Consider the following 19,846-nt stretch of genomic DNA (forward strand, 5'->3'; position numbering starts at 1 on the left):
CCACTTCGGCATCCCGGCCCGGCGTGCCATGGGCAGGCGCTCTGTGATGTCCTTGTGCGCCTTGGCGCGGGAGCGGCCGAAGTCGCGGATGGTCTACTGCTGGGGAACTGACGAACCCTCACGTAACCACGGCGTACGGGTGCGGGCCTCGGTCAGCATCTTGTCGAGCTGAGCCGGGCCACACGTGGCCTTCCGGCCGGTGGCCTTGTTGTGCAGGTGTACGGCCCTGGACTTGGCGACACACTCGTTCCGGATGGCTCGGGAGGATTGGCCGCCCGGTCCTCCGGGACGCTCCGACTGCTGATTGAGAGCTGCGGCCATCGCCGGTTAAAGCCGGACGGGCTGAAAAGGCCATCAGGGCTGCCCCAGCACGACCAGCCTCTGTCCGTCGGCCGTGCGTATCTCGAAACGGTCGATCTCGTCCGGGTGCAGAGCCGTGCCCGCATCCGTCGTCATCGGTGTCCTCGCATTGCCCGTCGCCGTCCAGCTCGCCACCTTCTGCTCGGTGCCGTTCTTGCCGACGGCCACCAGTTCGCACACCCGCGGGCCGACCGCGTCCCACACGGCCAGCCCCACCTGCGTCCCCCAGGTGCGGTCCTGGGTCGTCAGCGTCGCCGCCACGCCGGTACGCCCGTCATGCGCACTCACCCGCGCCGCCGTATCCGATGCGGACCCCGCGACGATCGCCGCCGCAGGGCCCGCCACGGCCAGCACCACCGTGGCCGCTGCCGCACACAGCCACCGCCGGCGCCGCGCCCGCTCGACCACCGCCACCTCGCCCAGCAGCCGGTCCAGGAGCCGGGCGCGCGGCGGCAGGGCCAGCGGCGCCACGCCGAGCGGTGTCGCCCGTGCGTACAGCATCAACTGCCGTACGGGCGCGCTGAATTCACTCAACTGTGCCACACAGGAGGGGCACTCCATGAGATGCTCCTCGAAGCGGAAGGCGTCCGCCGCGTCCAGGACGCCCAGCGCGTAGGCGCCTGCGTCGCGATGGCGTTCAACGGACCTCATGCCGAATCCTCGTGCCGGTGCTGCTGGGTCAGGGGGTCACGGCCCCGGTGGTCGGGGGCGGTGCTGCTCGCCGTGGCGGCGTCGTTCGCCCTCACGTACGCACCAAACCGGCGAATCACTCAATCCGCGGCCGGATTGGCCACGCCCGAGTGACCACCTAGACTCCAGCCGCATGCTGCGCGTACTGGCCGTCGACGACGAGGAACCCGCGCTCGCCGAGCTGCTCTACCTGCTCCGGGCCGATCCGCGGGTGCGCAGCGCGGAGGGCGCCACCGACGCGACCGAGGCGCTGCGCCGGATCGGCCGGGCCCTCGACGCGGGCCCCGACGGCGGCGACGCGATCGACGTGCTGTTCCTCGACATCCAGATGGCCGGCCTCACCGGGCTCGACGTCGCCCGCCTCATCGCGGGCTTCGCACGGCCGCCGCTCATTGTGTTCGTCACCGCTCACGAGGACTTCGCCGTGCAGGCCTTCGACCTCAAGGCCGTCGACTACGTCCTCAAGCCCGTCCGCAGGGAGCGCCTCGCGGAGGCGGTGCGCCGGGTCGCCGAACAGGCAGCGGTCGTCCGGCCGCCCGCCATCGACCGGTCCGCCGACCGCATCCCGGTCGAACTCGGCGGCGTCACCCGCCTCGTGAACGTCGCCGACATCGCGTACGCCGAGGCCCAGGGCGACTACGCGCGTCTGCACACCGCCGACGGCAGCCACCTCGTCCGCATCCCGCTCTCCACGCTCGAGGAACGCTGGCAGCCGCACGGATTCGTACGGATACACCGGCGGCATCTCGTCGCCCTGCACCGCATCGACGAACTGCGGCTCGACGGGGGCGGCATGAGCGTCCGGGTCGGCGAGGCCGTCCTCGCCGTCAGCCGGCGGCACGCGAGCCGGGTCCGCGAGCTGCTGATGCGGCAGGCGGGCTCCTGACCACCGGGGCGGCAAGCACCTTGACCCTCGTCAACCAGCTGCCCTGACCTGCCCCTTCCGCTCAGGCCGGAGCGCTGCCTACACTCCACGCCGTGTCCGCCAGCGCCGATCCAGCACCCCGCCGCGAGGTCGTGACGGGCGAGCCCCGCAGGGTGCACCGGCTGCCGCGGCACCGCACCCAGTGGGAGATCGACGAGCAGACGACGCTCGGCGCCGCCTACGTCCGCTCCCTCATGCGCAGCCAGCTGCGCGCCGGGATCACCGCGTTCGCCGTGCTCGCCCTGCCCGTCGTCACCCTGCCGCTGTTCTTCGGCGCGCTGCGCAACGCCACCGTCGTCTGGGCGGTCCTCGGCTTCGGCTGCTACCCGCTGCTCGTCCTCATCGCCTGGTGGTACGTGCGGCGCGCCGAGCGCAACGAACGCGCCTTCGCCCGCCTCGTGCGCGGCGCCGACCCTCCGGGGCCGTCGTGAACGAGGCCTACGCCATACCCGCGGTCGCCGTGGTCGTCCTCGTCACCGTCCTCATCGGCGGCTTCGGGCTGCGCATCTCCCGTACGACGTCCGACTTCTACGTCGCGTCGCGCACCGTGGGCCCGTCGCTGAACGCGGCCGCGATCAGCGGCGAGTACCTCTCCGCCGCGTCCTTCCTGGGCGTCGCAGGACTGGTCCTCGTCCACGGCCCCGACATGCTCTGGTACCCCGTCGGCTACACCGCCGGATACCTGGTCCTGCTCGTCTTCGTGGCCGCGCCGCTGCGCCGGTCCGGCGCGTACACCCTGCCCGACTTCGCCGAAGGGCGCCTGGAGTCGCGCCAGGTGCGCACGGTCGTCAGCATCCTCGTGGTGGGCGTGGGCTGGCTGTATCTGGTGCCCCAGCTGCAGGGCGCGGGGCTGACCCTGCAGATCCTCACCGGGGCGCCGCGCTGGCTGGGCGGGGCGCTCGTGGCGGCCGTCGTGGTACTCGCTGTGGCCGCGGGCGGCATGCGCAGCATCACCTTCGTACAGGCCTTCCAGTATTGGCTCAAACTCACCGCGCTGCTGGTCCCGGTGTTCTTCCTGCTGCTCGCCTGGCACCGCGACGGCGGTGCGCCGCCCGCGTTCCCCGGGGGGCCCGAGCTGCCGTCCTCCGGGGCCGGCGCCGGGCAGCCGATCGCCACCAGCCGCGCGGAGCACCCGCTGTACGCGACGTACGGGCTGATCGTCGCCACGTTCCTCGGCACCATGGGACTGCCGCATGTCGTCGTGCGCTTCTACACGAGCCCCAACGGGCGCGCCGCGCGCCGCACCACGGTCGTCGTGCTCGCCCTCATCGGCTCCTTCTATCTGCTGCCCCCGCTGTACGGCTGGCTCGGCCGCCTGTACGCGCCGGAGCTCACCCGTACCCCGGACGCGGACGCCGCCGTCCTGCTGCTGCCGGGCCGGGCCGTCGGAGGGATCGGCGGTGACCTGCTGGGCGCGCTCGTCGCGGGCGGGGCGTTCGCGGCGTTCCTGTCGACCGCGTCGGGGCTCACCATGGCCGTGGCCGGCGTGCTCAGCCAGGACGTGCTGCCCCCGCGCGGCGTACGGCACTTCCGCCTTGCGACCGTCCTTGCGATGACCGTGCCGCTCGGCGGGACGCTGCTGGTCAGCGCGGTACCGGTGGCGGACGCGGTCGGCATGGCGTTCGCGGTGTCCGCGTCCTCGTTCTGTCCGCTGCTCGTCCTCGGCATCTGGTGGCGGCGGCTCACCCCGCCCGGCGCGCTGGCCGGGCTGCTCCTCGGCGGCGGCTCGGCGCTCGCCGCGGTGACGCTGACGTTCGCCGAGGTGGTGCGGTCCGGCTGGCTGCACACGCTGCTGGCCTGGCCCGCCATCTGGTCTGTGCCCGTCGGCTTCCTGGCCATGATCCTCGTCTCGCTCGCCACGCCGGGGCACATCCCGCCGCACACCAGCGCCACGATGACGCGGCTGCACCTGCCGGAATCCCTGACCGTCCGCCAGACGGCCGCTGCGGCAGAGGGTGGCAGCACGGGCACCCGGGCCGAGGGCGGCAGCACAGGAACCCACCGGGAGGCACCATGACCGGGACCGCCGCCGCCGTGCTGCTCGCGCTCTGCCCGCTGCTGCTCGCGGGCGGGTTCCTGCTGGGGCGCCGTACCGCTCATCCTGCCGGGCGCAGCGACGTCGGCTCGCCCGTCGAGCACGCCACGTTCGAGACCCTGCACACCGCGTCCCTCGCGGCGCCCTCGCTGCGTGCCGGGCTCACCGCGGACACCGCCCGCAAGTCGGCCAGGCGGCTGCGTTCCCTGCTCGGCACCGACGCGCTGTGCCTCACCAACCGGTCCGCGGTGCTGGCCTGGGACGGCACGGGCGAACACCACGCCAAGCAGGTCATGGAGCGGCTCGCCGGCCTGCTCTCCACCGGCCGGGGCGCCGCCTTCGACTGCGGCTGCGACCGGGTCGACTGCCCGCTGCGCTGGGCGGTGGCCGCGCCGATCGTCGTGGACCAGCGGGTCCTCGGCGCTCTGATCGCGTACGCGCCCCGCGACTCCGCCGTACTGGCCCGGGCCGCCGACGAGGTGGCCCGCTGGGTCTCCGTCCAGCTGGAGCTCGCCGAGCTCGACCGGTCCCGGACCCGCGTGATCGAGGCGGAGATCAAGGCGCTGCGGGCGCAGATCTCGCCGCACTTCATCTTCAACTCACTCGCGGCCATCGCGTCGTTCGTCCGCACCGACCCCGAACGGGCCCGCGAGCTGCTCCTGGAGTTCGCCGACTTCACCCGCTACTCGTTCCGCCGGCACGGCGAGTTCACGACGCTCGCGGACGAGCTGCACTCCATCGACCAGTACCTGGCCCTGGTCCGGGCCCGCTTCGGCGAGCGGCTCGCGGTCACCCTGCAGATCGCACCCGAGGTGCTGCCCGTGTCGCTGCCGTTCCTGTGTCTGCAGCCGCTGGTGGAGAACGCCGTCAAGCACGGCCTGGAGGGCGCCGTCACCCGCAGCCGCATCACGATCAGCGCTCAGGACGCGGGGGCAGAGGCGGAGGTCGTCATCGAGGACGACGGGGTCGGCATGGACCCGGAGGCGCTGCGAGGGATCCTGCGCGGGGATGCCGGCCCGTCGGCCGGCATCGGTCTTTCGAACGTGGACGAGCGGCTGCGGCAGGTCTTCGGCGACGACTACGGGCTCGTCATCGAGACCGGCGTCGGCGCGGGCATGAAGATCACGGTACGGATCCCCAAGTACCGTGCGGGCGTGCACTCCTCGCCGCCCGCACACGACCCGTCGTAAGACCGGACGCCCGACGGCACCGGAGAGGACCGCCCACGTACCGGAGCGGTCAGAACAGGTGGATCGCCAGATGCCCCAGCGGCAGCCCCAGTTGCCAGGCCGGCGTCCACACCTGCGGCGTCTCGTCCTCGCCCGGGACGGCCCCGCCGCCGGGGACGGCGTCGAGGTCCGGTGCCAGCAGCTCGGTCTCCTCGAGCCAGCGCCAGGCCGCGGCCGCCAGCTCCAGATCGGGTGCGGGGCCGCCGGTCTCCCGCGCCTGGGCCGTCAGCCCCGCCATGCGCTCACGCACCCACTCCTGCCACGGCTGGTCGTGGGCCGTCAGCGACAGCCAGGTCTCCAGCTGCGTGACCACCCGGATGCCGGGGAGCTCACCGCCGGTGTCGGACAGGAAGATCGTCAGGGCCAATGCGTCCCGCCCGGCACGGAACTCGAAGCACGTGGGCGGCATGAGATCGCCGCTGCGCAGCAGCTCGTCCGCGATGTACTCGGCGTACAACCAGGCCATGGGCACGGCGAGTTCGCCGCCCCCCGTACCGCCGGCACTGCCCATACTTCTGTGCAGCATCGTGTCCTGCCTCCTCCGGTCCAAGCGCGTCTCGGGCCCCGGGCCCTCATCCGGAACACGGATGAGAACAGCGGATTACTCAATCGGGGTTCAGAGCAAGGCGCTTTACGGAGGTTTGACCCGGCCTGGCGTTTCATTGCAGGTCGGTTGCGTATTCCGGCAGAACCCTGCGCAGGGCGCGCAGTGCGTAGTACGCACGGGACTTCACCGTACCCGGCGGAATCCCCAGAGCTTCGGCGGCTTCCGCCACACTCGCCTCGCGGAAATACACATGCAACAGAACCGCGCGGTGCTCCGGAGTGAGAGTCTTCACAGCCTCACGTACGTCGAGCGTGGCCGCCGACCGCTCCGCGTGGTCGGCGCACACGCGGGCGTTCTCCAGGACGGCGTCCCCGACCTCGGCGGGCCGGGCCTGCTGCGCCCGGCGCGCGTCGATGGCGAGCCGTCTGCCGACCGTGAACAGCCAGGGACGTACGGACTCGTAAGTGTCGGCGCGCAGTGCCTCGGGATGCTGCCAGGCGCGGACGAACGTCTCCTGCACGAGGTCCTCGGCACGTTGCCGGTCCCCGTCGGAGAGCCTGAGCAGCAGGGCGAAGAGGGGCCCGCCGTGCTCGCGCTGCAACTCGGCCAGTTCCCGCTCGCCGGTCGTCCTCGTCATTGTGGTCGTGCCGGTCATGGGCGTATGGCAGCGCACACGGCCGCGTACGGACAGATCGCGGACGCGGATCTGCGACGGGCGGTCGATGCGGTCGACGAGCGGTGCGGTGAACGGTCCACTGGTGCGGCCGGTCGGCTCATCGGCGGTGTGCGAAGCGGACCCCGTTTCAGGGACTGCTGCAGTATGGGTAATTGACCCGGTTTTCTCCCGTACGTGGACTTACGCGGTAAATATTCCCTTCAGGTGGAGGCCGGGTCGAGATGACACAGCGCACGCGACGCAGGTACCGGGGAAGGGCGCTCGGGGCGGCGGTGCTGATCGGAGCCGTGGCGGGCTGCACGGCGGGAGATCCGGCCCCGGAGGACCCGGCGCAGCCGGGCAGGGCCCTGCGGCAGCACCCCGCTCCGTCCCTCGCCGCCGGCCGCATGGAGCGCGGCTTCACGCTCGTCGCCTCCGGGGACGTACTGCCGCATTCCTCCGTCATCCGCCAGGCGAACGCCGACGACGGCGGCAGCGGTTACGACTTCCGGCCCATGCTCGCCGCCGCCGAGCCCGTCGTGGCCAAGGCCGACCTGGCGATCTGCCACATGGAGACGGTGTACGGCGCGGACGGCCACTACAGCGGCTACCCCATGTTCAAGTCGCCGCCGGAAGTGGCCGAGGCCCTCGCCGAGACCGGCTACGACGCCTGCTCCACCGCCTCCAACCACACCCTCGACGACGGCCTCGGCGGCATCCGCCGCACCCTGGACGCCCTCGACGCGGCGGGCGTCCGGCACACCGGCTCGGCGCGCACGGCCGCCGAGGGGAGGCGACCGGCGTGGCTGCGCGCCGGCACGGCCAGGGTCGCCCACCTCTCGTACACCTACGGCACCAACGACATCCCGCGCCCCACGGGGAAGCCCTGGGCCGTCAATCTCATCGACCGCCGCACCATCGTCGCGGACGCGCGCGCCGCCCGCCGAGCGGGAGCCGACGTGGTGGTCGTCTCGCTGCACTGGGGCACCGAGTGGCAGGACGAGCCGGACGAGCGCCAGCTGTCGCTCGGCCGGCAGCTGACGGCGTCGAAGACCGGCGGCCGCCCGGACATCGACCTGATCATCGGCACGCACGCGCACATCCCGCAGGCGTACGAGAAGGTCAACGGCACATGGATCGTCTACGGCATGGGCGACCAGGTCGCCGGCCACATGTACAACTACGACGGCGCGCACGACCCCCGCGGGAACCAGAGCAGCATCGCCCGCTTCACCTTCGCACCGCCCGCGCGGCCGGGCGGCCGGTGGGTGGTGGCGAAGGCCGAGTTCATCCCGCAGTGGTTCGACCCCGACACCGGCCGGGTGGTCCGCCTCGACGCCGCCACGGACCCCGGCCTGAAGGACGTACGCGACCGGATCCGCCGGATCGTCCTCAGCCGCGGGGCGGCCGAGGACGGGCTGGCCATGGGCAAGTAGCCCGGCCGGCTACGGCGTCGTACCACCGCCGGGCACCCCTTCGGCCTTCGCCATCTCCGAATTGCGGTACGAGTACCCGAAGTAGATGACGAGGCCGATGACGAACCACACCACGAACCGCACCCAGGTCTGCCACTCGAGGAACGTGATCAGCCAGAGGGAGAAGACGACTCCGAGGGCGGGCACGAACGGCATCCCCGGAGTGCGGAAGGTGCGCGGCAGGTCCGGCCTGCGGTAGCGGAGCACGATCACCGCGGTACACACCACGACGAACGCCAGCAGGATCCCGATGTTCGTCAGTTCGGCCGCCTCGCCGATCGGCAGGAACCCGGCGATGGCGGCCGACGCGAAACCGACGATCCAGGTCACGCGCGTCGGCACATGCCGCGTCGGATGCGTCTTCGCGAACCACTTCGGCAGCAGCCCGTCGCGGCTCATCGCGAACCACACACGCGTGACGCCCAGCATGAACGTGAACATCACGGTGAGGATGCCGATGATCGCCCCGACCGCGATGATGTCCGCGAGCCCGCTGAGACCGACCGCCTTGAAGGCGGTGGAGAACCCGCTCTCCGGGTCGATCTCCGTGTAGTGCTGCATGCCGGTCAGCACCAGGCAGGCCGCCACGTACAGCACCATCGAGATCGCGAGCGAGTACAGGATCGCCCTCGGCATATGGCGCTGCGCGTCCTTGGACTCCTCGGCGGCGGTCGACATGGCGTCGTACCCGAAGACCGCGAAGAAGACCGTCGCCGCACCCGTGAACGCACCACTGATCCCGTACGGGAAGAACGGGTGGTAGTTGGCGGTGTTGATGTGGAACAGCCCGACGCCGATCACCAGCAGCACGACCAGCACCTTGAGGACGACGACGACCGTCTCGAACCGCGCGGCGTTCTTGATCCCGAGATTCAGCAGGTACGCGATCAGCAGACACAGCAGCGCGGCGAACAGATCGACCCGGTGCCCCGCTCCGGTGCCGGGCGCACCCAGCATCCAGGCCGGAAGGTTCGCTCCGGTCTCGCCCAGCAGAAAGCCGAAGTAGCCGGAGATGCCGATCGCGACCACCGCGACGATCGCGGTGTACTCGAGCAGCAGATCCCAGCCGATGAACCAGCCCGCGAACTCCCCGAGCACCGCGTAGCCGTACGTGTACGCCGACCCGGCCCGAGGGATGAGGCCCGCGAACTCCGCGTACGAAAACGCCGCCGCCGCACTCGCGACACCGGCGATGAGGAACGACAGGACCACGGCCGGCCCTGCCGTGCCGTTGGCGACCGTGCCCGCGAGCGTGAAGATCCCGGCGCCGATGATGCCGCCCACGCCGATCGCGGTCAGCTGCCACAGGCCCAGCGTGCGGGTGAGTCTCTCGCTCGCCAGGCCCGCGTCGGCCTCCTCGATGTGTTCGATGGGTTTGCGGCGGAGCACGCCCTCACCCATGCGGAGCCTGGCCATGGGCCTCACCTCTTCGCGGACTGCATTCCGACTGATGGGCCGATCAGAATGGGTCGGGAGAAGCGGTGACGGGAGGCGCCACGCCTCTCACACGTACGAGGCCATGTCCCTCACACGTACGAGTGGTGCCCGCTTTTCCCTTACGGAACCACCGTCACAGGCCACCGCCCCGCCTTCACCAGCCGTACCGCCACCGAACCGATGATGCGGTGGCCCGCCTGCTCCGATGCACCGACCACCACGGCGTCCGCCTTGAGTTCGTCGGCGGCGGTGACCAGGCCGTTGTACGGGTCGCCGCGGAAGGTGTGGAACTCCCAGCGCACCTCGAATATGCCCTTCACGCGCTCGGCGGCCGCGCGGATCTCGGCGATCAGCTCCTCGGCGATCTCGTCGGTCGTCTCCGCCACCGGGACGCCGAGCGCGGCGCCCGTGGCCATGACGGGCTGCACATAGACGATGGCGAGCAGTGCCCGCTGCCGCCGGGCCAGGCCCCCGGCATAGGCCGCGGCACGCAGCGAGGAGTCGGAGCCGTCGACTCCCACCACGATCACCTTGGGGCCGTCCGTGCCCCGCTCGAACTGTGTGGACTGCTGATCGGTCACAGTCGTGAGGCTAGCGGAAACACGCAGGTCGCGGCCCCGGTGCGGGGCATCGGCAGAACGGGCGCGCGGTGCGGGGGAGCGAGCGGCGGTTCGGCGGGTGGCACCGGCCGTCCGGCCAGGGCGTGTGGCGCGGGCTGTGGCGCTGGCCCCAACGAGTGCTCTCCTTCGCCCGTACAGGTACTGCCCGGCGGCAGCGATCCCCGGGCGGGCGACGAATTAGTCATGAATAAGGATCAGATGCTCTCGCGGCGTGGGGTATTGCTGGCGGGCGCCGTCGTCCTGGCGGCCGCCGGCCAGGCCGGAATCTTCGCCGTGGAGCCGACCGTCATCCGGGGCGCCGCCCGCAAGCCGGCCCCGACGCCGGGAACACCGGTCGAGACGGGTGCCGCCGGCCCCCCGCTGCCCACGCGGCGCTCCGTCAGCGCGTCCACCTACCGGCTCCAGCCCCTCACGGGGTACGGCCCGCCGCGCAAGGCCCCTCTTCGTACACCGGTGCGGCGGGCGCCGATCCTGCGGCTGTCCGGCATCGGCCGTCGGATGGTGCTCACCTTCGACGACGGCCCCGACCCGCGCTACACCCCCGGCATCCTGAGCACCTTGCGCAAGCACGACGTGCGCGCGGTGTTCTTCGTCTGCGGCGAGATGGCCACCGACAACAAGGACCTGCTGCGCGAGATGGCCGACGACGGGCATGTCATCGGCAACCACACGTGGACCCACCCGCTGCTCACATCGCTCTCGCGCTCGGAGGTGCGCGACGAGATCGAGAGGACCAGCGAGCTCATCGAGAAGACGGTGGGCGAGGCGCCGCTCTGGTTCCGCGCTCCGTACGGGGCCTGGAACCGCTCGGCCTTCCAGATCGGCGCCGAACTCGGCATGGAGCCCCTCGCCTGGACCGTCGACACCCTCGACTGGACCACCCCCGGCACGGGGGCCATCGTCAGCACCGTCATCGACGGCGCGGCGCCCGGCGTGGTGGTGCTCTCGCACGACGCGGGCGGCGACCGGTCCCAGAGCGTCGCGGCACTGCGGCGCTATCTCCCGGACCTGCTGGACAAGGGCTACGGCCTCACCGTGCCGCGCAGGAGGAGCATCTGAGCCGCGAGATCCGAAGTCACAGGACATGAAAAAGGCGGGCAGGCGCCCGCCTTTTTCGCCGGTAGGTTCAGCGGACGTCGACCAGGCGGGCGAAGACCACCACGTTGCCGTCGTATCCGAACTGCTTGGTGAATCCGCCTCCGCAGGTGATGACGCGCAGTTCGGCCTGTCCGGTGTTCCCGTAGACCCGCTGTCCGGGAAAGTTGGCCTTCGAGAACACCTCGATGCCGTAGATCTCGAAAACCGCCGTCTTGTGGTCCGCACGCCGGACCTCCACGCGGTTTCCCTTCTTGAGTGAACCGAGCCCGTAGAAGACAGCCGGGCCCTTGCTGTTGTCCACGTGGCCGACGATCACGGCGGTGCCCTTCTGGCCAGGGGCCACGGCGCCGGTGAACCATCCGGCAAGGTTCGAGTCGTCAGGTGGCGGTGCCTGCACCCAGCCGTCGGGGTCGAGTCCCACGGTCGTGACGGGCGCGTTGACATTGATCGCGGGGATCCGCACCCGCTCGACCATCGAGAAGGGCAGCGCATCCTGCGTCGCCTTGGGCAGGGCCGGCGCGGTGGAGGCGCGGCCGTCCGGGGCCGCCGCGACGGCGGGCTGCGGAGGGCCCTCGTTGAATTCCCCTGAGCCATTCCGCATCAAAGCGAGGCCGGTCAGCAGAACAAGCGCGATGACGCCCCAGGGCGCACGCTTCCTGCGTCTTACCTCCTCCTCTTCGGCCGGCTGAAACGAAGGCATTCTCCATCCCCTCTGACACGGCAGCCCTCCCCCCCAGCGCCTCAAGGGCCTGGGAGGTGCCCCCAGGCATGGCTGGGCCCGCCACGTCCATTGCGTGTACGAGAACGTTAGGTCGGCCGCACGCGGGCGGCGACCGAGGAAAGGCGAACGGGTGGTGGCCGAAATCTTCGTGCGCCATCCGAGTCGCATTCGGCCGGAAATTTCTGACAGTGCGTGACCTGCGGCAATATCAGGTTGATCGCAATTCCACCGGCGTGTCTCCTCACCGGGACGGAGGAGTCTCGAAATGCGGCTCTGAGCTGGGAGTCTGAGGGTCGGTGTGAGAGGGCGCTCTCGCCGACCTTCCTGGGGACGATCCCCGGGGCGCCTTCCCCGGAGGACTCACATGCGTACTACTCGTGCCCTGGCGGTCTCAGCCGCCGCGGTCGTCGCGCTCGGGCTCGCCGCACCGTCGGCCATGGCCGGGGGGGACGACTCAAACAACAACGGAAGCCTGCCGAACGGCAATAGTCCCAACGGTCCAGGCCTCAACGGCATTCCCGGCTTCAACGATTCCGGCCCCGGCGGTCTCGGTGGATTTCCCGGGAACGGCCTGGGCGGTTTTCCGGGCGGCGGCCTCGGCGGATTTCCGGGCAACGGCCTCGGCGGATTCGGGGGCGACGGCGACCGGTTCCCGGGCGGCGGCCTCGGCGGATTCGGGGGCGACGGCGACCGGTTCCCGGGCGGCGGTGTCGGCGGATTCGGGGGCGACGGCGGCCGGTTCCCGGGCAGCGGCCTCGGGGGCGTTTCGGGCATCGCCGACGAGATCTCCGTGGCGCCCAGAGTCGTACGGCCGGGCGAGCACAATGTGACGGTCACCATCCGGGGCAACGTGGCGGGCATCGCGTGCCAGCTCGCAGGCAGCACGGTCGAGTCGACGCCTGCGGGCGCCTTTCCGAGGACCCGGCTGCGCTCCAGCGGCGGTATCACCGCGAGCGCCGCCGTCAACATCAACCGGAACGCCAGGCCTGGTGTGTACGGAGTCATCGCCCACTGCGGGGACAGGACCTTCGTCAGCGGGAACGAGCTCGCTGTCGTCGGCAACAGGGTCGGCGCCGAACGCGGCAGATTGCCGGGCGGCGGCGGTCGGCCAGGCATCGGCCCGGGCAACAGGCTCGGCGGCATCGGCGGCGGCGACGACGACCACCGCGGCAACCGCGGCAACCGCGGCAACGAAGGCCCCAGAAATGGTGTGCGTGCCGGTCTCGGCGGCAGCCTCTCCGGTGCGACCGCCCCCGACATGGCCATCGGCGGCGGAATGGTGGCCGCCGCGGTAGCGAGTGGTGGTGTGTTCTGGCTGCGTCGACGGAGGGGCTGAGGACCAGCACGGCACCATGGAGACAGACCGCACACGACAGCCCTTCGCCCCGGCCGGCATCCGATGAGGTCCGGGGCGAAGGGCTGTCCGGCGCAGGGCTCCGCGGGGGGTCGTCACGCGCGTTGCCGCGTATGCGGCGGTGCAGGCGGTGAGGACGGTTATGCCCTGCGGTGCGGCCGAGGCCACGCGTATCGCGTGCAAGGGGGTTCCTCCGGTCCTCGAGGAGCAGCCGCGGAACTCGATCCGCTCACGACAGAAATGCACCTCGATGCCGGAAACGCTAGGGAGGCCGGGGAGATGGCGCGATCGGGATCAGGCATATGGGGCAACCGCGTGGGCCGGACGAGGGATGCGGTGCGTACGGGCGGGGGATGTGCGCGGCGTGGCGAGGCATGGTTCGAGTCGGGGAAGCAGTGTGAACGGCGCGGTCATGAAGAGCAGCCGGCCATGAAGAGCGCGGGCATACGGGGCGCGGGCATGCCCGCCGCGACCGGGAGAAGGTCAGGGAGCCGTCGCCTCGTCGGGCCGCCAGACGTGCGGCCGGCCGCCCCGCCACTCGACGAGATGCGGGTCGTCGAGCGCCATGTCGGCCTTGCTCAGCCCCGCCCGCCGCAGGAGTTCGACCAGGTCCCGGTCGTTGTGCGCGACGCCCAGGGCGTGCCCCCGCACGGTGACCCGCCGCCCGTCCCCGACGGTGGGCGGGTGCACGACGATGGGTGCTTTCCAGGCCATACCCCCAGAGTGCGCCGGGGCCAGGCCCGGCGTACAGCCGTGCCGGTCCGGCGCACGCGGTGTCGGCCCGGCTCACTGCTTCCCGAGGCCGGGGAACAGCATGTGGAAGGGCTCGGCGGTCGCGGGGATGCCCCGGCTGTAGGGAGCGTCGAAGTCCCAGATCAGGAAGAGCAGGAAGGCGATCAGGGCGGAGAAGAGGCCGGCGAGGACCAGTTCGCGCGGTGTGTGGCGGATCTGGAGGGCGAAGACCATGCCGATGGTCACGAGTCCGCCGGTGATCAGGCCGAACCACACGACGCCGGGCATCGTGGCGCCGGTCGAGTCGGCACGAGCACCACGTGCGTCGTCGGCCGCGGCGACCTGGTCGAGCAGCGGCTGATAGGCCTGTGCCTCGAAATCGTTCGCGGGCCGGTAGTCGGTGACGTCGTGGCGGAGGCGTGCGAGGAGTGCGGTTCCCCGGGCGGTGAGCTGCCCGCTGGTGGCCATCGTGTCCCACTCGGTGGTGACGACGTGACCGACATACGCGTCGACATCGGCCCGGATGCGGTCTCGGACGTCGTCCGGGTAGACGCGGACACGCTCGGAGATCTCGTGCAGCGCCTGGGCCTCGGCGCGGACATGGTCCTGGGCGGCGCCGCGGGCCTCCCAGACGCCCGCGATGGCCAGGCCCAGCACGATGGCGTACACGACGCCGATCATCATCGTGATGTACTCGATGACGTCCGGGGTCTCGGACGGATCGTCGTCGTCGCCGACCCGGCGGTGCCGGATGACCGTGATGACGAGGACGACGGCGCACGCGGCGGCCATCGCGAGGGCGAGAACAAGCCATTCCGGCAAGAGGACCTCCGGGGGTCAGCGGGGCCGCAGCGCGGCCACGGCGAGCACCGCGGGCGCGGTGATGAGCAGGGTCAGGGAGACCAGTGACGGGCCGCTTCGGGGCTGCCGTTGCAGGTGGGGCTGGCGGTACGGCGGAAAACGCACGCGGGACGGGGTCGGCGAAGGCGACGGCTTGGGGCGCACGCTGGGCTCCGGCGCCGTGACGGGCGGGCTGGGGGCAGGAGCGGGAGCCGGCGGCCGCGGTGGCGGCGCCGGAGTCGGCGACTTCGAGGGCGGAGACGGTGTCGGCGTCGGTTGCGGTGGTGGAGTCGGCGCGGGTGGGGTCGGGGACGGGGGACAGGTCGGCGTAGGAAGAGAAGGCGGCGAAGGGGTGGGCGGGGGTGTGGGTTCCGGCGGGCTGGGCGTCGGGCTCCAGCAGTCGGCGTCGCCCCCGGCGACCGCGACCGCGTCCCCGGCCGCCCCGCCGCCGACGGAGGCGTACGCACAGGCGTCGGCCGGTACCGCGGCCACTGCCACCACCGTCGATGAGCCCAGCAGCAGGGCGAGAGCGCCCAGAGTGCACAGCGCCAACCCCCGTACGAGACGGGCGGACCGCGCCCGATGTGATCCGTACACGGCGGAGAGCATGATCGGCCATGGGGTCCGGTACGCCGAAGCGGACGCCGATTGGCACGAACATGGGGAGCTGGGCGCCCCCAGGTTTGCCGCGCGCCCGGCCGCACCCGAGTCCTGCCCGCGGTTGCGCCACCCACCGAGGCCGGTTGGGGCGGACGCCGGCCGGTGAGGCGGCCGGGAGACAGATTTTCCCCAGCAGGTTGAACACAACAGCCGCTCCCGGCCGTACCTAGGGCCATGCGCGGCGCATCCTGGCGTCGCAACCCGCGAGCAGACAACGGGAGTTGGCAATGAAGACCTGGCGGAGCGCCTCGCTCGTAGCGACAGCTGCGGCCGTGCTGGCGCTGACGACGGCGTGCGGTCAGGAGCAGGGCGACCAGACACCGGCCGGAGCCGTGGGCGCAGCGGCCCCGGCGGCCGACGGCGGATACGGCGCGGGCGACGGATACGGGTCCGGGGCGGGCGCCAAGGACGAGCAGGCCTCGGGGAGCGAGGCGAAAGAGGCAGGCCAGCTGGCCGTCTGGGACAGCAAGAAGCTCGGCGAGGTGCTCACCGACAGCGCGGGCTTCACCCTCTACCGCTTCGACCAGGACACCGCGAAGCCGCCCGAGTCGACCTGCGACGGCGACTGCGCGACGGCCTGGCCGCCGGTGCCGGCCTCGGGCGCCACGGCCGCGCCCGGTGCCGACGAGTCGCTGCTCGGCGAGGTCACCCGCAGCGACGGCACCAAGCAGCTCACGGTCGACGGCTGGCCGATGTACCGGTACGCCAAGGACGCCAAGCCCGGCGAGGCCAAGGGGCAGGGCGTGGGCGGCACCTGGTTCGCCGCCGCGCCCGACGGCAAGAAGGCGTCCCCGGAGGCGGCCGGGGCCGGTGCCGCCGATCTGCCAGGACTGTCCACCCGCCAGGACCCGGAGCTCGGCGAGATCGTGGTCGACAAGAACGGCATGACCGTCTACCGGTTCATGAAGGACTCGGCCTGGCCGATGAAGACCGCCTGCACCGGCGCCTGCGTCGAGAAGTGGCCCGTCGTCGAGCCGGTCGCCAAGAGTGACACCAAGGGGATCGTGAAGAAGGGCTTCGTCACGTTCAACCGCCCCGACGGTCTCAAGCAGCAGGCCCTCAACTGCTGGCCGCTGTACACGTTCTCCGGCGACAAGGAGCCGGGCGACACCAACGGTCAGGGCGTGGGCGGCACCTGGTACGCCGTGTCGCCCGACGGAAAGCCGGTCGGCGTGTCCAAGTAGAGATCACCGGGAAACAAAGGGAGTTGGACGCCACACGGAGATCAGTACGACACGCCCGGCCCCGCCGGTCCGTTCCCTCCGCGCCGCACGGAGGGAACGGACCGGCTTTCCCGTTCCCCGGAGAGCTCCCGGTACCCTCGCGTCCCCGGGAAGCCGCTCGGATCCCTTGAGATCTGTTCCGAATACTTCGGGTTGTTATCGGGTGACATTCCGTCGGCACTTGCCCGAGGCAGTGACCGAGAACGGACCGCCAATTTCCGTTTGGACTCGCTCAGTTGGCGGGCGATCAGTAACCTCTGCTCGAACACCGGATCGCCAAACGCCTTGGAGACTTAGATGGAGCGTCCCGCCTGGGCCCCGCAGGGCATCGATATCGCGGTGCCGAGTGTGTCCCGCATCTATGACTACTACTTGGGCGGTTCGCACAACTTCGAGGTCGACCGGGAAGCGGCACGCAAAGCGATGGAGTTCATGCCGGGACTCCCCAAGATCATGCAGGCGAATCGTGCCTTCATGCGCCGGGCCGTGCGCTACGCCGTCGAGCAGGGCATTACGCAGTTCCTCGACATAGGCTCCGGTATACCCACCTTCGGCAATGTGCACGAGGTCGCCCAGGCCGCGAGCCCGGGCGCACGCGTCGTGTACGTCGACCACGACCCCGTCGCCGTCGCGCACAGCAGAGCCGTCCTCGAGGGCACCGAGAACGCGGACATCGTCGCCGCCGACCTGCGCAAACCCCGGGACATCCTGGGCAGCCCCGAGGTGGCCCGGCTCCTCGACCTGGACCGTCCGGTGGCACTGCTGCTCGTCGCGGTGCTGCACTTCCTGGAGGACGCCGACAAGCCGTACGAGGCGGTCGCCGAACTGCGTGACGCCCTCGCACCGGGCAGCCTCCTCGTCACCACGCACGCCTCGTACGAAGGCATTCCGCTCCCGCCCGAGCAGGCGGGCGGCACCGTCGGCGTCTACAAGGACATCCGCAATCCGCTCGTCATGCGCTCCCGCGACGAGATCGCGCGGTTCTACGAGGGATTCGAGATGGTGGAACCGGGGCTCGTGGCGATGCCTCTCTGGCGGCCCGACACCGTGCCCGAGGACGAGGATCCCTACGCCTTCTCGGGGTTCGCCGGCGTGGGGCGCATCGCGTGACCGCGACGCCGGACGGACCGGAGGACAGACTGCGCCGGTTCGCGACGATCTGGAGCCGGGCGATCTTCCCGGTGACGGCCACGTCACTGACCCGGCCGGAGTTCGAGCAGCAACTGCTGCCGCTCGCCCGGCGGCTGCGCGACGCGCTGCGCGCCCGGACCTTCGACTCGGCGGCCGGAAAGGCCGTGGGCGCGGCGCTTGTCGACGCGCACTGCACGGAACCCGAAGCGCTGAGCCGCACGCTCGACGTCGTGGACGCCTACCTCGTGCTGTACTGCGGCACGGAAGGCGCCCAGGAGGAGCAGCGGGTGCGCTCGGCACGGCTGCAGCACGCCGCAGCGGCAGGCTTCGCCCAGGCCCTGCGCGAGCGGACACGCGCCGAACAGGAGGCCATCTACCGGGCCGCCCTCGAAGCGCGCGCAGCCGTGGCGGAGGCGCTGCACAACAGCGAGGCACGCTTCCGCGCGGTGTTCCAGGAAGCCGCCATAGGAGTCGGGATCGCCGACCTCGACGGCTCGGTGCTCGAGGTCAACGACGCGCTGATCCGCATGTTCGGCATCTCCGAGCAACTGATGCGCGGTACCAACGTGATGGAATGGCACCATCCGGAAGACGCACCCCACGTATGGCGGCTCTACGACGAGCTGGTGCGCGGCGAGCGAGACCACTACCGAGTGGAGAAGCCCTTCAGCCGACCCGACGGCACCGCCCTGTGGACGAATCTCACCGTCTCCCTGCTGCGCGACGCGGAGGGCCGGCCCCAGTACCAGCTCGCGCTCATGGAGGACACCACCGAGCGCAGGCTGCTCAACCTGCGCCTGCGCTACGAGGCCACGCACGACGCACTGACCGGCCTGCCCAACCGCACCCTGTTCTTCGAGCGCCTGGAGAAGGCTCTGTCCGCCGGTGAAGGGCAGCGCTTCGGACTCTGCTACCTCGACCTCGACGGCTTCAAGACGGTCAACGACAGCCTCGGACACGCGGCCGGCGACCGGCTTCTCGTCGAGGTCGCCGACCGACTGGGGGCCTGCGCCACCGCGCCGGGTGAGATGGTCGCGCGGCTCGGCGGCGACGAGTTCGTGGCGCTCACCACGGGACCGGACACACAGACCGAAGTGATCGAGCTGGCCCGGCGCATCATGCACGCCCTGGCCGCCCCGATCAGCGTCGACGGCCGGGAGCTCACGGTGCGCGGCAGCATCGGCGTCGTCGAAGGCCCCGCGGGCGAACGCGGCCCGGCGGAGGTGCTGCGCAGCGCCGACATCACGATGTACCGGGCCAAGGCGGCGGGCGGCAACCGCTTCGAGACGGCCGACGCGGAGGCCGAGGCGCTCGCCATCACCCGGCACGGGCTCACCACCGCGCTGCCGTCGGCCCTGGACAGGGGCGAGTTCTTCATCGAGTACCAGCCGCTCGTGCACCTCGGCGACGGCAGTGTGCGCGGCGCGGAGGCGCTGGTGCGCTGGCTGCATCCGCAGCACGGTGTGCTCGGCCCGGACCGGTTCATCCCGCTCGCCGAACACACGGGCCTGATCGTGCCGCTGGGCCGCTGGGTCCTCGAGCAGTCCGTGCAGCAGGCCCGCCGCTGGCAGGAGCGGCACACCGACGGCGGACCCCTGCGGATCAACGTGAACCTCTCGCCGTGCCAGCTCACCCACCCCGGACTGGTCGCCGACACCGTCGCCATCCTGGAGGCCGCAGGACTGGACGCGGACGCGCTCTGCCTGGAGGTGACCGAGTCCGCGCTGATCGGTGCCGACGACGATCTGCTCAAGCCGCTGCGGAGGCTCGCCGAGATGGGCGTCGACATCGCGCTCGACGACTTCGGCACGGGCTACTCGAACCTGGCCAATCTGCGCCGCCTGCCGGTGAGCGTGCTGAAGCTCGACCGGTCCTTCACGCGGGGCATGCAGCAGTTCCCGGCGGACCCCGTCGACCTGAAGATCGTCGAAGGCATCGTCGCGCTCGCCCACAGCCTGGACCTCGCCGTCACCGTCGAGGGCGTCGAGACGGGCGCCCAGGCGGAACAGCTCCGCATCCTGGGCTGCGACACGGCCCAGGGCTGGTACTACGCCCGCCCGGGGCCGCCGGACCGCCTGCACGAGCTGGCGCTGGTGGACGCGGTGGGCTGAGCT

19 protein-coding genes and 1 pseudogene are annotated in these 19,846 nt (G+C 71.3%); 10 read left to right on the top strand and 10 right to left on the bottom strand.

The features are described 5' to 3' along the window. Both ACWD4J_RS34585 and ACWD4J_RS34590 read right to left on the bottom strand, forming a co-directional pair. Window positions 1-321, bottom strand: a pseudogene (locus ACWD4J_RS34585) (hypothetical protein); the annotation flags it as partial. Window positions 322-354: 33 nt separating this feature from the next. Beyond that, window positions 355-1,011 (bottom strand): zf-HC2 domain-containing protein, encoded by a 657-nt coding sequence (locus ACWD4J_RS34590; RefSeq protein ID WP_451399453.1) that lies wholly within the window; start codon window positions 1,009-1,011, stop codon window positions 355-357. Between the two features lie 172 nt (window positions 1,012-1,183). Here ACWD4J_RS34590 and ACWD4J_RS34595 point away from each other — a divergent pair, with 172 nt between their 5' ends. The 4 genes from ACWD4J_RS34595 (at window position 1,184) to ACWD4J_RS34610 (ending at window position 5,200) form a co-directional block, all read left to right on the top strand. Next, entirely contained in the window at window positions 1,184-1,936 is a 753-nt protein-coding gene (locus ACWD4J_RS34595; RefSeq protein WP_451399454.1) for a LytR/AlgR family response regulator transcription factor, read from the top strand. A gap of 131 nt (window positions 1,937-2,067) precedes the next feature. Then, window positions 2,068-2,406 carry a hypothetical protein gene (locus ACWD4J_RS34600; RefSeq protein ID WP_451399520.1) on the top strand — a complete coding sequence of 113 codons (339 nt, stop codon included), beginning with the start codon at window positions 2,068-2,070 and terminating at the stop codon, window positions 2,404-2,406. Continuing rightward, a complete protein-coding gene (locus tag ACWD4J_RS34605) occupies window positions 2,403-3,992 on the top strand; it encodes a sodium/solute symporter (protein ID WP_451399455.1) in 1,590 nt (529 codons plus the stop codon). The genes ACWD4J_RS34600 and ACWD4J_RS34605 overlap by 4 nt, the downstream gene beginning before the upstream one ends. After that, a complete protein-coding gene (locus ACWD4J_RS34610; RefSeq protein ID WP_451399456.1) occupies window positions 3,989-5,200 on the top strand; it encodes a sensor histidine kinase in 1,212 nt (403 codons plus the stop codon). Before ACWD4J_RS34605 ends, ACWD4J_RS34610 begins: the two co-directional genes overlap by 4 nt. A gap of 49 nt (window positions 5,201-5,249) precedes the next feature. Here ACWD4J_RS34610 and ACWD4J_RS34615 read toward each other — a convergent pair whose 3' ends face one another. Together ACWD4J_RS34615 and ACWD4J_RS34620 are read right to left on the bottom strand one after the other, a co-directional pair. Then, entirely contained in the window at window positions 5,250-5,765 is a 516-nt protein-coding gene (locus ACWD4J_RS34615; RefSeq protein WP_451399457.1) for a hypothetical protein, read from the bottom strand. 133 nt (window positions 5,766-5,898) lie between these two features. Beyond that, window positions 5,899-6,441, bottom strand: a complete 543-nt coding sequence (locus tag ACWD4J_RS34620; protein WP_451399458.1) for a sigma-70 family RNA polymerase sigma factor — start codon at window positions 6,439-6,441, stop codon at window positions 5,899-5,901. Between the two features lie 242 nt (window positions 6,442-6,683). Between ACWD4J_RS34620 and ACWD4J_RS34625 the strand changes: the two genes are divergently transcribed. Then, window positions 6,684-7,877 carry a CapA family protein gene (locus ACWD4J_RS34625; RefSeq protein WP_451399459.1) on the top strand — a complete coding sequence of 398 codons (1,194 nt, stop codon included), beginning with the start codon at window positions 6,684-6,686 and terminating at the stop codon, window positions 7,875-7,877. A 9-nt stretch (window positions 7,878-7,886) separates the two neighbouring features. Here the strand turns inward: ACWD4J_RS34625 and ACWD4J_RS34630 are convergent, their stop codons facing one another. After that, window positions 7,887-9,332, bottom strand: a complete 1,446-nt coding sequence (locus ACWD4J_RS34630) for an amino acid permease (RefSeq protein WP_451399460.1) — start codon at window positions 9,330-9,332, stop codon at window positions 7,887-7,889. Between the two features lie 140 nt (window positions 9,333-9,472). After that, complete coding sequence (locus tag ACWD4J_RS34635; protein WP_451399461.1) at window positions 9,473-9,934, bottom strand: universal stress protein; 462 nt, start codon at window positions 9,932-9,934, stop codon at window positions 9,473-9,475. A gap of 222 nt (window positions 9,935-10,156) precedes the next feature. Between ACWD4J_RS34635 and ACWD4J_RS34640 the strand changes: the two genes are divergently transcribed. After that, entirely contained in the window at window positions 10,157-11,032 is an 876-nt protein-coding gene (locus ACWD4J_RS34640; protein WP_451399462.1) for a polysaccharide deacetylase family protein, read from the top strand. 67 nt (window positions 11,033-11,099) lie between these two features. Here ACWD4J_RS34640 and ACWD4J_RS34645 read toward each other — a convergent pair whose 3' ends face one another. After that, window positions 11,100-11,771 carry a class F sortase gene (locus ACWD4J_RS34645; RefSeq protein ID WP_451399463.1) on the bottom strand — a complete coding sequence of 224 codons (672 nt, stop codon included), beginning with the start codon at window positions 11,769-11,771 and terminating at the stop codon, window positions 11,100-11,102. A gap of 385 nt (window positions 11,772-12,156) precedes the next feature. On the opposite strand from ACWD4J_RS34645, the gene ACWD4J_RS34650 reads away from it, so the two are divergent. Beyond that, the gene (locus ACWD4J_RS34650) at window positions 12,157-13,128 is read left to right on the top strand and encodes a hypothetical protein (protein ID WP_451399464.1); all 972 of its coding nucleotides are present in this window, start codon (window positions 12,157-12,159) and stop codon (window positions 13,126-13,128) included. Window positions 13,129-13,629: 501 nt separating this feature from the next. Here ACWD4J_RS34650 and ACWD4J_RS34655 read toward each other — a convergent pair. The 3 genes from ACWD4J_RS34655 to ACWD4J_RS34665 all read right to left on the bottom strand — a co-directional run bounded on the left by ACWD4J_RS34655 (window position 13,630) and on the right by ACWD4J_RS34665 (window position 14,883). Beyond that, on the bottom strand, window positions 13,630-13,860 hold the full coding sequence (locus tag ACWD4J_RS34655) for a hypothetical protein (RefSeq protein ID WP_451399465.1): 231 nt from the start codon (window positions 13,858-13,860) through the stop codon (window positions 13,630-13,632). Window positions 13,861-13,932: 72 nt separating this feature from the next. Next, window positions 13,933-14,700, bottom strand: coding sequence for a bestrophin-like domain (locus tag ACWD4J_RS34660; protein WP_451399466.1), 768 nt, complete (start codon window positions 14,698-14,700; stop codon window positions 13,933-13,935). 15 nt (window positions 14,701-14,715) lie between these two features. Beyond that, entirely contained in the window at window positions 14,716-14,883 is a 168-nt protein-coding gene (locus ACWD4J_RS34665; RefSeq protein WP_451399467.1) for a hypothetical protein, read from the bottom strand. 722 nt (window positions 14,884-15,605) lie between these two features. On the opposite strand from ACWD4J_RS34665, the gene ACWD4J_RS34670 reads away from it, so the two are divergent. The 3 genes from ACWD4J_RS34670 (at window position 15,606) to ACWD4J_RS34680 (ending at window position 19,843) form a co-directional block, all read left to right on the top strand. After that, window positions 15,606-16,562, top strand: a complete 957-nt coding sequence (locus ACWD4J_RS34670; protein WP_451399468.1) for an SCO0930 family lipoprotein — start codon at window positions 15,606-15,608, stop codon at window positions 16,560-16,562. A 336-nt stretch (window positions 16,563-16,898) separates the two neighbouring features. Beyond that, complete coding sequence (locus tag ACWD4J_RS34675; protein WP_451399469.1) at window positions 16,899-17,711, top strand: SAM-dependent methyltransferase; 813 nt, start codon at window positions 16,899-16,901, stop codon at window positions 17,709-17,711. Next, the gene (locus ACWD4J_RS34680; protein ID WP_451399470.1) at window positions 17,708-19,843 is read left to right on the top strand and encodes a putative bifunctional diguanylate cyclase/phosphodiesterase; all 2,136 of its coding nucleotides are present in this window, start codon (window positions 17,708-17,710) and stop codon (window positions 19,841-19,843) included. Before ACWD4J_RS34675 ends, ACWD4J_RS34680 begins: the two co-directional genes overlap by 4 nt. The last annotated feature ends 3 nt before the right edge of the window (window positions 19,844-19,846 follow it).

It is taken from the genome of Streptomyces sp. NPDC002577 (assembly GCF_053594815.1).